Source organism: Rhodococcus sp. P4_F5, assembly GCF_056401315.1.
In genome coordinates this window covers 1-13,432 of the sequence record NZ_JBFUJP010000068.1, presented here as the reverse complement: position 1 = coordinate 13,432, position 13,432 = coordinate 1, and the positions used below count along the sequence as shown (strand labels likewise).

15 protein-coding genes are annotated in these 13,432 nt (G+C 68.4%); 10 read left to right on the top strand and 5 right to left on the bottom strand.

Features of this window, described 5'->3' with window-relative positions:
* The first annotated feature begins 38 nt into the window (after positions 1-38).
* From AC1DU4_RS21160 to AC1DU4_RS21145, 4 genes are all read left to right on the top strand, one after another.
* Positions 39-461 carry a MarR family winged helix-turn-helix transcriptional regulator gene (locus AC1DU4_RS21160; RefSeq protein WP_477843162.1) on the top strand — a complete coding sequence of 141 codons (423 nt, stop codon included), beginning with the start codon at positions 39-41 and terminating at the stop codon, positions 459-461.
* A gap of 82 nt (positions 462-543) precedes the next feature.
* A complete protein-coding gene (locus AC1DU4_RS21155) occupies positions 544-1,008 on the top strand; it encodes a MarR family winged helix-turn-helix transcriptional regulator (RefSeq protein ID WP_477843161.1) in 465 nt (154 codons plus the stop codon).
* A 126-nt stretch (positions 1,009-1,134) separates the two neighbouring features.
* Positions 1,135-2,799: an MDR family MFS transporter gene (locus AC1DU4_RS21150; protein ID WP_477843189.1), complete on the top strand. Its 1,665-nt coding sequence runs from the start codon at positions 1,135-1,137 to the stop codon at positions 2,797-2,799.
* Positions 2,800-2,876: 77 nt separating this feature from the next.
* Positions 2,877-3,473 carry a CHAP domain-containing protein gene (locus AC1DU4_RS21145; protein WP_477843159.1) on the top strand — a complete coding sequence of 199 codons (597 nt, stop codon included), beginning with the start codon at positions 2,877-2,879 and terminating at the stop codon, positions 3,471-3,473.
* A gap of 19 nt (positions 3,474-3,492) precedes the next feature.
* Here AC1DU4_RS21145 and AC1DU4_RS21140 read toward each other — a convergent pair whose 3' ends face one another.
* Positions 3,493-4,311: a siderophore-interacting protein gene (locus AC1DU4_RS21140; protein WP_477843157.1), complete on the bottom strand. Its 819-nt coding sequence runs from the start codon at positions 4,309-4,311 to the stop codon at positions 3,493-3,495.
* Between the two features lie 353 nt (positions 4,312-4,664).
* Here AC1DU4_RS21140 and AC1DU4_RS21135 point away from each other — a divergent pair, with 353 nt between their 5' ends.
* From AC1DU4_RS21135 to AC1DU4_RS21115, 5 genes are all read left to right on the top strand, one after another.
* Positions 4,665-4,898, top strand: coding sequence for a redoxin NrdH (locus AC1DU4_RS21135; protein ID WP_072845079.1), 234 nt, complete (start codon positions 4,665-4,667; stop codon positions 4,896-4,898).
* Between the two features lie 23 nt (positions 4,899-4,921).
* Positions 4,922-5,380 carry a class Ib ribonucleoside-diphosphate reductase assembly flavoprotein NrdI gene (gene nrdI, locus AC1DU4_RS21130; RefSeq protein ID WP_072845080.1) on the top strand — a complete coding sequence of 153 codons (459 nt, stop codon included), beginning with the start codon at positions 4,922-4,924 and terminating at the stop codon, positions 5,378-5,380.
* The gene (nrdE, locus tag AC1DU4_RS21125) at positions 5,338-7,524 is read left to right on the top strand and encodes a class 1b ribonucleoside-diphosphate reductase subunit alpha (protein WP_477843154.1); all 2,187 of its coding nucleotides are present in this window, start codon (positions 5,338-5,340) and stop codon (positions 7,522-7,524) included. Before nrdI ends, nrdE begins: the two co-directional genes overlap by 43 nt.
* A gap of 55 nt (positions 7,525-7,579) precedes the next feature.
* Positions 7,580-8,578, top strand: a complete 999-nt coding sequence (gene nrdF / locus AC1DU4_RS21120) for a class 1b ribonucleoside-diphosphate reductase subunit beta (protein WP_072845082.1) — start codon at positions 7,580-7,582, stop codon at positions 8,576-8,578.
* Between the two features lie 125 nt (positions 8,579-8,703).
* A complete protein-coding gene (locus AC1DU4_RS21115; RefSeq protein ID WP_477843152.1) occupies positions 8,704-9,087 on the top strand; it encodes a VOC family protein in 384 nt (127 codons plus the stop codon).
* On the opposite strand, the gene AC1DU4_RS21110 is transcribed toward AC1DU4_RS21115, so the two are convergent.
* Genes AC1DU4_RS21110 through AC1DU4_RS21095 form a run of 4 tightly spaced genes read right to left on the bottom strand, consistent with a single transcriptional unit; the run spans position 9,059 to position 12,737 of the window.
* A complete protein-coding gene (locus AC1DU4_RS21110) occupies positions 9,059-9,550 on the bottom strand; it encodes an NUDIX hydrolase (RefSeq protein ID WP_477843150.1) in 492 nt (163 codons plus the stop codon). The genes AC1DU4_RS21115 and AC1DU4_RS21110 overlap by 29 nt on opposite strands.
* Positions 9,550-10,629, bottom strand: coding sequence for an HtaA domain-containing protein (locus AC1DU4_RS21105; RefSeq protein WP_477843148.1), 1,080 nt, complete (start codon positions 10,627-10,629; stop codon positions 9,550-9,552). The genes AC1DU4_RS21110 and AC1DU4_RS21105 overlap by 1 nt, the downstream gene beginning before the upstream one ends.
* Positions 10,613-11,692, bottom strand: a complete 1,080-nt coding sequence (locus AC1DU4_RS21100; protein ID WP_477843146.1) for an ABC transporter substrate-binding protein — start codon at positions 11,690-11,692, stop codon at positions 10,613-10,615. The genes AC1DU4_RS21105 and AC1DU4_RS21100 overlap by 17 nt, the downstream gene beginning before the upstream one ends.
* A 37-nt stretch (positions 11,693-11,729) precedes the next feature.
* Positions 11,730-12,737, bottom strand: a complete 1,008-nt coding sequence (locus tag AC1DU4_RS21095; RefSeq protein ID WP_477843144.1) for an ABC transporter substrate-binding protein — start codon at positions 12,735-12,737, stop codon at positions 11,730-11,732.
* A gap of 405 nt (positions 12,738-13,142) precedes the next feature.
* On the opposite strand from AC1DU4_RS21095, the gene AC1DU4_RS21090 reads away from it, so the two are divergent.
* Positions 13,143-13,432: cbb3-type cytochrome c oxidase subunit I (locus tag AC1DU4_RS21090; RefSeq protein WP_477843142.1), on the top strand; the 290-nt coding region annotated here is incomplete at its 3' end.

Here is a 13,432-nt window from a genome sequence, read left to right as displayed (position 1 = left end):
TTTGATGGTCGCGCACATCGACGTGAAGGGATACCCGCGTGGCTTCGGATCCGATCACCGACCTCGAGGTCGAACTGGTGGACATGTGGCGCCGGGGCGGCATTCGCATGCGCGAGCGCGCGCACCGGATCCATCCCCGCCTGGACCCGTCCTGCTACCCGCTGCTGATGTTGCTGACCCGCCGGGACGACGCGGTGCCGATGTCCGAGCTGATCGACCACCTCGGGGTGGAGAAGTCGACGCTCAGCCGGCAGATCGACGCGGTGACCCGACTCGGGCTGGCGCGGCGGATCCCGGATCCCGAGGATGCGCGGGCGAAGCTCGTCGAGCTCACCGAGGAGGGTCGGAGCAGGCTGGGTCAGCAGCGCGCGGAGGGGATCGCGCAGTGGCGCCGGGACCTGTCCCAGTGGGATCCGGTGGACGTGCGGATGCTGACCGCGCTGCTGCGTCGCCTGGGGTAGTCCGACCGCCCCGCCACCTTGATAGTTGATGGACGCAACTAACTGATGCTATGGTTGCAAGTATCAACTAAAAGGAGTGGGAATGATCAGCCCGGAAGCCGCGTCAGAACTGATCGACGCCCTGCGGGGGGTGGTGCAGCGCAGCCGCGCGGTGGCCGCCGGCCAGCAGAGCGCGGGGGCGCTCCCACCGCCGCTGGGCGCGCTGCTCACGCGGATCGAGTGCTCGGCGGGGCACCGGCCCAGTGCGCTCGCGGAGGAACTGTGGGTGACCCAGTCGGCGCTCAGCCGCCAGGTGGCGCAGGCCGAGGCGCTCGGATACGTCCAGCGGCACCCGGATCCGCTCGACGGCCGGGCCGCGTTGCTGTCGCTGACGGAGGCCGGCGCCGAGGCGCTGCGCCGCCATCGCGAGATGCGGGCCCGCTGGGTCCACACCGCGCTCGCGGACTGGACCGAGGACGAGGTCGGTGACCTGACGGCCCGCCTCGACCGATTCTGTGCCGCCATCGAGGCGGGCGCCAACCACTCGGTGGCCCCCGCCGGTCGCTGACCCTCGCCGGTCTCTGACTCTGCCCACCACACCGCACCACCCATCAGCCCGAGGAGCCACATCGTGAGCAACCCCGCGTCCCAGGACGCTCCGCCCGTAAGAGAAGGGTCGTCCGGTGACGGCCGGATGACCCATCGTCAGCGCATCGAGGCCCTGATCGGCCTCATGATGGGCATGTTCGTCGCGCTGCTGTCGTCGACGATCGTCTCCAACGCCCTGCCGACCATCATCACCGACCTGCACGGCACCCAGGACCAGTACACCTGGGTGGTCACGGCCACCCTGCTGGCCTCCACCGCGACCACCCCGATCTGGGGCAAGTTCGCCGACCTGGTCAGCAAGAAGATGCTGGTGCAGTTGTCGCTGCTGGTGTTCACCCTCGGTTCGGTGCTGTCCGGCCTGGCGACGTCGGTGCCGATGCTGATCGGTTTCCGCGCGGTCCAGGGACTGGGCCTCGGCGGACTGCAGGCGCTGGTCATGATCGTCATCGCCGCGATGTTCAGCCCCCGGGAACGCGGCCGCTACCAGGGCCCCCTGGCGGCGGTCATGTCGCTCGCCACGGTCGCCGGCCCGCTGATCGGCGGCGTCATCGTCGACACCAGCTGGCTCGGCTGGCGCTGGACGTTCTACGTGGGCGTCCCGCTGGCGATCGTCGCGCTGGTCGTCATCCAGCGGACCCTGAACCTGCCCGTCGTCAAGCGCGACGTGAAGGTGGACTACCTCGGCGCCACCCTCATCGCCGGCGGTGTCAGCGTCCTGCTGATCTGGGTCACCTTGGCGGGCAAGAACTTCGACTGGGCGTCCGGGATGTCGTTCGGGCTCGTCGCGCTGGGCGCCGTCCTGCTCGCGCTGGCGATCTTCACCGAGACCAAGGCCAGCGACCCGGTGGTGCCGCTGCGTCTCTTCCGCGACCGCACCATGACGCTGGCCACCCTCGCCAGCATCGCGGTCGGTGTCGCCATGTTCGGCGGCGCGGTGTTCCTCGGACAGTACTTCCAGATCGCCCGCGGCTACTCGCCGACCGCCGCCGGCCTGCTCACCCTGCCGATGGTGTTCGGGTCCATGCTGTCCTCGACCGTCTCCGGCCAGCTGATCACCAAGTACGGCAAGTGGAAGCGCTTCCTGTTGATCGGCGCCACCGCCATGGCCGCCGGGTTCCTCCTGCTCGCCACCACCGACCACACCACCGACATGGCGCTGATCGGGGTCTACCTGTTCGTCCTCGGCGCCGGCATGGGCATGGCCATGCAGAACCTGGTGCTGCCGGTGCAGAACAACGCCGCTCCCTCGGACCTGGGCGCGGCCACCGCCACGATCACGTTCTTCCGCTCGCTCGGCGGCGCGGCCGGCGTCTCGGTGCTCGGCGCGGTCCTCTCCTCGCACGTGGCGACGCTGACCACCCAGGGTCTCGTCGGCGCGGGAATCGACCCCGGGCCGTCGGCCGGGTCGGGTGCCGGGCTGTCGAACCTGAAGGAACTGCCCGCTGCCGTCGGTGACATCGTCCGGGCGGCCTACGGCGACGCCACCGCCCGGGTGTTCCTCGTCTCCGGCGTCCTGGCGCTGCTCGGGCTGGTCGCGATCGCGTTCATGAAGGAGGTGGCGCTCAAGACCACCACCGGACTCGAACAGCTCGACCAGGAGCGGGCGGCGAACGCCGCCAAGGCAGACGGCCAGCAGACTGACAGCCAGGCGGTCGACGCGGAACTGGTCGCGGAGATCGACGAGGTCGAGCCCGCGCTCGCCGGCGGTACCGACGGTGCCCGTCGCGGCAGGCCCGCGGCCCACGGCTGAGCAACGCGGCAGACCGAACGCCCGCCGGAGGTGGTGATCCACCGCCCCCGGCGGGCGTTTCGCTACATTCGACTCCCATGAGCACCCTTGCGCCCACCCGTCGTCGCCGCACGGCACTGTGGATCGCCGCGGTGATCGCCGTGATCGCCGTTGTCGCCGCGGGTGTGGCGTTGATGCTGCCGAGCCGCTACCTGCCGTGGGACACCACCGCCTTCCCCGACGTCGACGCGTCCGTGCTCTCGGCCGACCAGGCGAAGATCGTCGAGCTGCTCGAGGCCGAGCACCGGGACCAGCGACCGGGCACCTTCTACGCGGAGGGCATCGAGGAGCCCTGGTGCGCGGACTTCGTGAGCTGGGTCATGCGGGAGGCCGGGCGGCCGCTGTCGAACCCGAACTCCGGGCACTGGCGGATTCCCGGCGTCTACACGCTGCAGGAGTACTACCAGTCGCAGGGCCGGTTCGAGGAGGTCGGCGGCGGATACGTCCCGACGGTCGGCGACGTGGTGCTCTACGACAACAGCAGCTGGGTCGGACAGCACACCAACTTCGTGGTCGCGGTCGACGGCGACACCGTGACGACCGTCGGCGGCAACGAGTTCGGCCGAATCCGGGTGCACACCGTGGACTGGGCGAGCGACTCCGCGGTCGTCGGGTTCGGCCGGCTCGAGGCCTGACCGGCGCCGCGGCCGGTGGCTACAGTCCGGCCTCGGTGAGCGCGTCGTCGACGGTGTCGCGGACCTCGTCGAGGCTCTGGCCCGCGGACAGCCCGGCGACGGTGAGTTCCTCGATCCGGGCCTCCACCCGCCGGTAGCCGGCGAGCCAGCGCTCCTTGTCGGCCTGCCAGTACCCCATGACGTCGAAGCGGTCCGACGTCCAGCCCAGCTCGCGGCGGACGTGCCGGCGGATCCGCCGAGACGCGCCGGTCTCGCCGGCCGACCAGAGGTAGCCGGGGACGGCCGGCAAGTCGAGGGCGGCGAGCCGGTCGGGCAGCGCGCTGGGGGTCAGGCCGTTGCCGGTCCCGTGCAGCCACGTCACGGTGAGGTCCGCCGGGGTGGTCCAGCGCTGTTCGTCCGCGGCCTCGGGAACCTCGGCGATCAGGTGCACGGCGACGTCGGCGGGCAGGGTCTCGACGATGCGCGCCGCCGCGGGCAGCGCACTCAGGTCCGCGAGCAGCAGTTGCCATCGCGCGTCGGCGGGCGGGCGGTACCAGCCCTTCGGCCGCGAGAGCCGCACCGGCATCCCCGGCGTCGCCCCGCGCGCCCAGGCCGCGGCCGCGCCGCCGGCGTGCACCGCGAAGTCGACGTCCAGGGTGTGTGCGGCCGGGTCCCAGCGCCGGACGGTGTAGCTGCGGGCCTCGTCGCCGAACTCCACGAGGAGGCGCTCGTCGGGGTCGCCGCTGGAGGCGAAGCCGGCGAGCCCGGGCCCGGCGAACCGGATCCGGCGCAGGCTGGGGGAGACGGGCCCGGCGGCCGTCACCGCGGCGTGGAACCGGGGTTCGTCGTCGGTGGGCACGGGCCCACCCTAGGCGGCCGGTGACGTGGCCATGCACACGCCGGGGAGTGTGACCAGCAGCACCCCGTATTTGTGACGCGCGACACGCCGGTTCGCGACACGATCTGGCGGCTCCGGATGCTTACGACCAGGGAATTTCATCTTTGTCGTTCACAACATCTCGGGTTCTATGGATTGTCGGACACAAGGTGTAGTGTCAGGAACGCCAAGAGGGCAGAGCGGCCGCGACCCCAGTCCGAAGGCTCGACCATCGTTTGTCAAGGCCGGACAGCTGTTCCAGTAGGTGAGATTCACACCGTGATCCTCCGCTTCACTGACCATCAGTTCCGTAAGCCAGGGAAAGAGGGACTTACATGAGCATCACCGTCTACACCAAGCCGGCGTGCGTTCAGTGCAATGCGACCTACCGGGCGCTCGACAAGGCCGGTATCGAGTACTCCATCATCGACATCAGCGAGGACGCGGAGGCCCGCGACTACGTGATGGCGCTGGGTTACCTGCAGGCCCCCGTGGTGGTGGCCGGTGACGATCACTGGTCGGGCTTCCGTCCGGACCGGATCAAGTCGCTCACGGTCAACGCCGCCTGAAGAACTTACGGAGATGACAGGCCATGACATCGCTGGTCTACTTCTCCAGCGCGTCGGAGAACACCCACCGTTTCGTTCAGAAGTTGGGTGTCCCGGCCACGCGCATTCCGTTGCATGACCGCGCCGGCACATTCGAGGTCGACGAACCGTACGTCCTGATCCTGCCCACCTATGGTGGCGGGATCACCGCGACGGGGCGGGACACGAGCTACGTGCCGAAGCAGGTCATCCGGTTCCTCAACAACGAGCACAACAGGTCGCTGATCCGTGGGGTCATCGCGGCAGGCAATACCAACTTCGGCGAGTCCTTCTGCTTCGCCGGAGACGTCATTTCAAGGAAGTGCCAGGTTCCGTACCTGTACCGCTTCGAACTCATGGGTACCGCCGAGGACGTCATTCGCGTCCGCGAGGGCCTCGAACAATTCATGGAGAGTGAACAGTGGCACCGACCATCACAGACACAGCCCCGGCTGGGAGTGTAGAGCGCGCTGTGGCACGACCCGACGTCTCCTCGGGGGAGCTCGACTACCACGCGCTCAACGCGATGCTCAACCTGTACGGCCCCAACGGCGAGATCCAGTTCGAGAAGGACCGCGAGGCCGCCAACCAGTACTTCCTCCAGCACGTCAACCAGAACACCGTCTTCTTCCACAACCTGGACGAGAAGCTGGACTACCTGGTCAAGGAGAACTACTACGAGCCGGAAGTGCTCGACCAGTACTCCCGTGAGTTCGTGAAGTCGCTGATCGACCACGCGTACTCCAAGAAGTTCCGGTTCCCCACCTTCCTCGGCGCGTTCAAGTACTACACCTCGTACACGCTCAAGACGTTCGACGGCAAGCGCTACCTGGAGCGGTTCGAGGACCGGGTCTGCATGGTCGCGCTCACCCTCGCCGCCGGCGACGAGGACCTGGCCGTCAAGCTGGTCGACGAGATCATCGCCGGCCGCTTCCAGCCGGCCACCCCGACCTTCCTCAACTCCGGCAAGAAGCAGCGCGGCGAGCCCGTGTCCTGCTTCCTGCTTCGCATCGAGGACAACATGGAGTCCATCGGTCGCTCCATCAACTCGGCCCTGCAGCTGTCCAAGCGCGGCGGCGGAGTTGCGTTGCTGCTCAGCAACGTTCGTGAGCACGGCGCCCCGATCAAGCGGATCGAGAACCAGTCGTCGGGCGTCATCCCGATCATGAAGCTGCTCGAGGACTCCTTCTCGTACGCCAACCAGCTCGGCGCGCGTCAGGGCGCGGGCGCGGTGTACCTGCACGCGCACCACCCGGACATCTACCGCTTCCTCGACACCAAGCGCGAGAACGCGGACGAGAAGATCCGGATCAAGACCCTCTCGCTCGGCGTCGTCATCCCGGACATCACGTTCGAGCTGGCGAAGAAGAACGAGGACATGTACCTCTTCTCGCCGTACGACGTCGAGCGCATCTACGGCGTGCCGTTCGCGGACATCGACGTCACCGAGAAGTACTACGAGATGGTCGACGACAAGCGGATCCGCAAGACGAAGATCAAGGCCCGCGAGTTCTTCCAGACCGTCGCGGAGCTGCAGTTCGAGTCCGGCTACCCGTACATCATGTACGAGGACACCGTGAACCGGGCGAACCCGATCGCCGGCAAGATCACCCACTCGAACCTGTGCTCGGAGATCCTGCAGGTCTCGACGCCGTCGACCTTCAACGACGACCTGTCCTACAGCCACGTCGGCAAGGACATCTCCTGCAACCTCGGTTCGCTGAACATCGCGAAGACGATGGACTCGCCGGACTTCGCGCAGACCATCGAGACCTCGATCCGCGCGCTGACCGCCGTCTCCGACCAGACCCACATCTACTCGGTGCCGTCGATCGAGCAGGGCAACAACGACTCTCACGCCATCGGCCTCGGGCAGATGAACCTGCACGGGTACCTGGCGCGCGAGCGGATCCACTACGGCTCGGACGAGGGCCTGGACTTCACGAACATCTACTTCTACACGGTGGTGTTCCACGCGATCCGGGCGTCGAACGAGATCGCCAAGGACCGCGGCACGTACTTCAAGGGCTTCCCGGAGTCCAAGTACGCCTCGGGCGAGTTCTTCGACAAGTACACCGACCAGGCGTGGGAGCCGAAGACCGAGCGGGTCCGGCAGCTGTTCGCCGACTCCGGCGTGCACATCCCGACGCAGGCGGACTGGACCGAGCTCAAGGCGTCGGTGCAGGCGCACGGCATCTACAACCAGAACCTGCAGGCCGTCCCGCCGACCGGGTCGATCTCCTACATCAACAACTCCACCAGCTCCATCCACCCGGTGGCGTCGAAGATCGAGATCCGCAAGGAAGGCAAGATCGGTCGCGTCTACTACCCGGCGCCCTACCTGACGAACGACAACCTGGAGTACTACCAGGACGCGTACGAGATCGGGTACGAGAAGATCATCGACACCTACGCGGCGGCCACCCAGCACGTCGACCAGGGCCTGTCGCTGACGCTGTTCTTCAAGGACACCGCCACCACCCGCGACATCAACAAGGCGCAGATCTACGCATGGCGCAAGGGCATCAAGACGCTCTACTACATCCGCCTGCGGCAGATGGCGCTCGAGGGCACCGAGGTCGAGGGCTGCGTTTCCTGCATGCTGTAGGGCCGACGGCACCGACAAAGACGACAGAGCAACCACAGACCAGCAAGGGATCGACATGACTTCCGCACACACCCCCGCTGGGGGCACGCACCTCAAGCTGATTGATCGCGTCTCGGCGATCAACTGGAACCGCGTCCCCGACGAGAAGGACGCGGAGGTCTGGGAGCGCCTGACCGGCAACTTCTGGCTGCCGGAGAAGGTGCCGGTGTCCAACGACATCCCGTCGTGGAACACCCTGACCGAGAACGAGAAGCAGCTCACCATGCGGGTCTTCACCGGCCTGACGCTGCTCGACACCATCCAGGGCACCGTGGGCGCCGTCTCGCTGATCCCGGACGCGATCACCCCGCACGAGGAGGCGGTGTACACCAACATCGCGTTCATGGAGTCGGTGCACGCGAAGAGCTACAGCTCGATCTTCTCGACGCTGTGCTCCACCCGCGACATCGACGACGCCTTCCGCTGGTCGGAGGAGAACCCGAACCTGCAGCGCAAGGCGCGGATCATCCTCGACTACTACAACGGCGAGTCGCCGCTCAAGCGCAAGGTCGCCTCGACGCTGCTCGAGTCGTTCCTGTTCTACTCCGGCTTCTACCTGCCGATGTACTGGTCCTCGCGGGCCAAGCTCACCAACACCGCGGACCTGATCCGGCTGATCATCCGTGACGAGGCCGTGCACGGGTACTACATCGGCTACAAGTACCAGAAGGGCCTGGAGCAGCTCAGCCAGGCCGAGCGCGACGAGCTCAAGAACTACACGTTCGAGCTGCTCTTCGAGCTCTACGACAACGAGGTCGAGTACACCCAGGACCTCTACGACGGCGTGGGGCTCACCGAGGACGTCAAGAAGTTCCTGCGGTACAACGCCAACAAGGCGCTGATGAACCTCGGCTACGAGGGCCTGTTCCCCAAGGACGAGACGGACGTCAACCCGGCGATCCTGTCGGCGCTGTCCCCGAACGCGGACGAGAACCACGACTTCTTCTCGGGGTCGGGCTCGAGCTACGTGATCGGCAAGGCAGTCAACACCGAGGACGAGGACTGGGACTTCTAGGTCCACCTCCCGGTCAGAACAACTCCGATGAAGGGCCCCTGCACGCGTGCAGGGGCCCTTCACGTGTGCGGGGGATCGGGCTAGCGTCGGCATCGTCGGATGTTCACTTCAGGTGAGGAGAGACGATGAGTGGCAAGGTTGTGCACTTCGAGGTCCCGTTCGACGACGGGGACCGCGCGAGGACGTTCTACCGGCAGGTGTTCGGCTGGAACACCGTCGAGATGCCCGAGATGAGCTACACCGTCGTCTCGACCGGGCCGGTCGCGGAGTCGGGCATGCCCGCAGAACCGGGATACATCGGCGGCGGCATGTTCGAGCGCGTCCCGGAGTATCCGAAGGGGCCGGTGATCACCATCGACGTGCCCAGCATCGACGAAGCCCTGGTCAAGATCGGCGAGTTGGGCGGCGCCACGGTGGGGGAGAAGCAGCCGGTCGGCGAGATGGGGTTCGCGGCCTACTTCAAGGACCCCGAGGGGAACGTCATGGGCCTGTGGGAGAACGCCGGCTGAACCAGGCCTCGGGCTCGCCGCGCAGGGCCTTCTCGATGCGCGGGGCCGAGCTCTCGGTGAGGTCGGCGGGCAACGCGTCCGGCGCGAACCACGCGACCTCGAGGTTCTCCTCGTCGGCGACGCGGGCCTCGCCGGAGACCGCGCGGGCGAGGAAGCACACGTCGAGGTAGCTGGCGACGTCGCCGTTCGGGTAGGTGATCGGCCCGGCGGTGTCGACGCTGGTGATGCGGACCAGCTCGGCCTCGACGCCGGCCTCCTCGCGGATCTCCCGCACGGCCGCCGGGCCGGGCTCCTCGCCGGGTTCGAGGATGCCGGACACCACCGCCCATCGGCCGTTGTCGGCCCTGCGGGTCAACAGGATTCGGCCGTCGTCGTCCACGACGACCGCGCTCACGCCGGACAGCCACAGCGGGGCGTGTCCGACGTGAGCGCGTAGCGCCGCGACGTACTCGGGGACGGGCATCAGTACCGGAAGGTCACCGGGGCGGCCGGCTGGCCGGAGTACGGCAGTAGGACGCTCGGCGCCAGCGGCACCGAGAACCGGGCGGGCACGTCGGTGAACTCCCGGCCGCCGGCGCGGGTGTCCAACTGCGCGAACCGGATCCGGCTCGTCGCGTCGGTGCCGACCATGTTGCCGTCCGAGGTCTCGGCCGACAGGAAGGTGCCCTCGGGCGTGAACTCGACCCAGGGGTCGGCCAACGCGATCTCGGCCAGGTGGAAGCGGGTGAACGAGACCGCCGTGCCGCGGTAGCGGACGGTCCCCAGCCCGGTCGCCGGGTCGACGTCCGCGGAGTCCAGTTCGAAGGTGAGCCGGCCGTCGCCGCGGACAGTCGCGCCGTCGCTGCCCACCACCGAGCCCTGCGTGGTGTTCTTCACCAGGTCGGTGTAGCCGGGTGCGAAGGCCCACAGCAGGTCCTGCGCGGGCGGTACCGGGGCGTTCGGCCCCGGTGCGGGGTCGAAGTTGACCGGGACGGCCAGCTCCTCCGCCGCGTTGACGGCGTCCGCCGCGGCGTAGGTGTACACCCCGTAGGCCGCGCCGTCGGCGGCCCTCGCGGGCTTCTTGACTGTCAGCGTGGCGGTGAAGGAGCCGTCGCCGGCCAGCGGCACCCACTGCTGGCGGATGGTGCGCCGGAAGTCGAACGGCGCGTCCGGAACCCGGTTCAGGGCGTCCTCGGACATCACCCAGGCGGTGGCCGAACGCTGCTGCCCGACCCGCGCCTCGGCGTGCGCGTCCTCGGACGGACGCCATTGCGGGGCGAACGCCCCGAAGGCGACGAAGGTGCCGTGCGGGACGCCCGGCGGCACCGGGACCGGCAGCCCGCCGGTGTTGGCGTTCAGGTCGAAGCCGGTGCCGCGCACCACGATCCGATCGCCCTCGTGCACCGCGGTGTTGCCGAGAGGGGTGGCGCCGTCGGCGGCGAACACCTCGATCCGGGGTGCCGCCGCGGCGGGATCCGCGGCCGCCGTCGGGGCCAGCGTCAGCGCGCCGAGGAGCGCGCCCACGAGGGCGGCGGGAGCGAGGGCTCTAGTTCGTGTAGCCATTGAGGGATGCCTTCAGGTCGTCGAGGATGCCGCGGGCGGCGACGACGCCGATTCCGGTCATCCAGATTTCGTCGTCCACCGCGAACACACGGCGGTCCTTGACGGCGCCGAGGCCCTGCCACAGCCCGCCGTTCATCACGTCGGTGCCCTGACCGCGGGCCTCGTCACCGTAGAAGCTGACGTAGATGATGTCGCCGTCGGCCTTGGACAGTTCCTCGGTGCTGATCTCCGCGAACCGCTGGTCCTTGGCGCCCTCGAGGCGCTGGAACGCCGGACGCCGCACGCCGGCGTCCGCGAGTACCTGCCCGGAAAAGCTGTCCGGGCCGTAGGTGCGGACCACGCCGGGCATGAACCGCACCACCGAGGCCTCGGTCTGCGCGGAGTCGAGGCTCCGGCCGGTCTCGGTGGCCTCGGTCTGGTAGGCGTCGAGCACCGCCTTCGCGCTGGCCCCGCGGCCCAGCGCGGTGCCGTCGAGCAGCAGGTTCTCCTTCCACGTCGTGCCGACCTTCTCGGTGAACGTGGTGGGGGCGACGGCACTGAGCTGCTGGTACAGCTCCGGGGTGCGGAACTTCGAGCCGAGGATCAGGTCCGGCTTCAGTGCCGCGATCTTCTCGATGTTCGGCTCCTGCAGGGTGCCGACGGGCTCGACCCCGGCGACGGCCGTGCCGAGGTACTCCGGCTGCGTGCCGACCTCGCCGGTCACCGCCGCGCCGACGAGTCGGTCCTGCAGCCCGAGCGCGCAGACGGTGTCGAGCTTGTCGGTGTCGAGGACCACGATGCGCTGCGGATCGGCGGGCACCGCCGACTCGCCCGCCGCGTGCGCCACCTTGCGGGTGGTGCCCTCGACGCCGGCCGAGTCGACGGGAGCCGTTGGTCCGCAGACGTTCTCGGTGCTGCGGCCGTTGCCGAGCACGCCCGCCCCGGCCACGCTGGTGGTGCTGCGAACGATGCTGCTGGCGGCGTCTTCGGTGGCGTCGCCACCGCCGCACGCCGTCAGCACGACGGCGGTGGCGGCGAGCAGGGCCGTGGGCACGGCGCGGCGGATGAGTGCGGGCTTACGCATGGTGGGGTCTTCCTCCTGAAGCTCGGGCGAGTCGAGACTAGCCGCGGCGGCTGTCGACGCCGAAGTGCGTGGCCAGGTCGTCGAGGATGCCGCCGGCGCCCTGGACGCTGACCGCGGACATCCACAGCGCGTCGTCGACGTCGACCTTCTGGCCCTGCAGTCCGGCCCACAGCGGGTTGGTCAGGAACGGCTGGGCGGCGGCCTCGCTCTTCCCGTCGCCGGAGTGGTAGGTGCTCACCACGATCAGGTCGGCGTCGGCCTCGGTGATCAGTTCGGGGCTGATGTCGTTGGAGATGCTCGACGGCTTGGCCGGGTCGGGTCCGGCGCTGGCCGGGCGGTTGATGCCGGCGTCGGCGAGGACGATGCCGCTGAAGGACGTGGTGCGGTAGATGCGGGCCGTCGGCTCGCCGGCGAAGCGGACCACCGTGACGGTCGGGTTGTCCGCCTTCGCATTGATGTCCGCACCGATCGCGGCCGCGCGGGTCTCGTAGGCGCCGATCTTCTGATCCGCCAGGTCCTCCTTGCCCAGGGCCTGGCCGAGCAGTCGGATGTTGTCCTTCCAGGTCGGGCCGGTGGTCTCCGACATCACCGTCGGCGCGATCTTCGACAGCTGGTCGTAGATGTCGCCGTGCCGGACCTTGGCGGAGACGATCAGGTCGGGCTGCAGCTCGGCGATCTTCTCGAGGCTCGGGGTGGTCAGCTCGCCGACCGCGACGGCATTCGGTGCGAACTCGCCGCGGGACTCGCCGAGGTAGTCGGGCAGTCCGGCGCTGCGGTAGGTGACGTAGCCGACGAGCTCGGTCTCCAGCAGCAGCGTCGCGTCGGAGTAGCTGGTGTCGAGCGCGACGACCCGCTTCGGTGCGGCGGGGATCTCGGTGCTGCCGAGGGCGTGGGTCACGGTGCGGGGGAAGGACCCCGTGGACTCGCCGGCCGCGGATGCGGCCGCGGGGGAGTCGGTGGCGCTGGAGCAACCGGCGGTGGCGCCGATCAGGGCGACCGCGGCGCAGCTCACGAGCGCGACCAAGGCATTGGATTTGAACTTCACAAAGAACTCCCATCGAATTTAGGCAAGGGAAACCTTAGCAATATCCTTAGCCGGGGTCACGTGTGTCGGGCCGAGGTGCCCTGTCAGGGCTCTCGCACGCCCGGCCCGGGCCGCGGCGGGGAAGGATCCTGCGTCCGTCGCCGGGGCGGGCGCCGGGATTGTCCACGGATCGCCGGTCCCGTCGAGTTCGGTTGCAGGCGACTCACCGTGTCGGTGGAACCTCGACCCGGCCTCGGAGGAGGAAACTCCCTGCTCACGGCACTTCTAGACGCTGTACGCGACACGAAGTACGACAGTGGGTAGGACCGGCTCCGCGGATCGCGAGGCGACGGTCTACGATTCACAGAGCGCAAGCCAGAGGACGTTCGCCTCGCAGCGGGGTAGGACGCGCATTCAGGAGGATTAGTGACTGCCGTAGCGCCCCAGCCAGTCCCCGAGATAACGGCCGCCCGGCCATACCCGGCGCGACTGGGACCCAAGGGCTCGTACATCTACAAGATGGTGACCACCACTGACCCGAAGACCCTCGGGATCATGTACATGGTCACCTCGTTCGCCTTCTTCCTCATCGGCGGCCTGATGGCCCTGCTGATGCGGACCGAGCTCGCGGTTCCCGGGATGCAGTTCCTGTCGAACGAGCAGTTCAACCAGCTGTTCACCATGCACGGCACGATCATGCTGCTGCTGTACGCGAC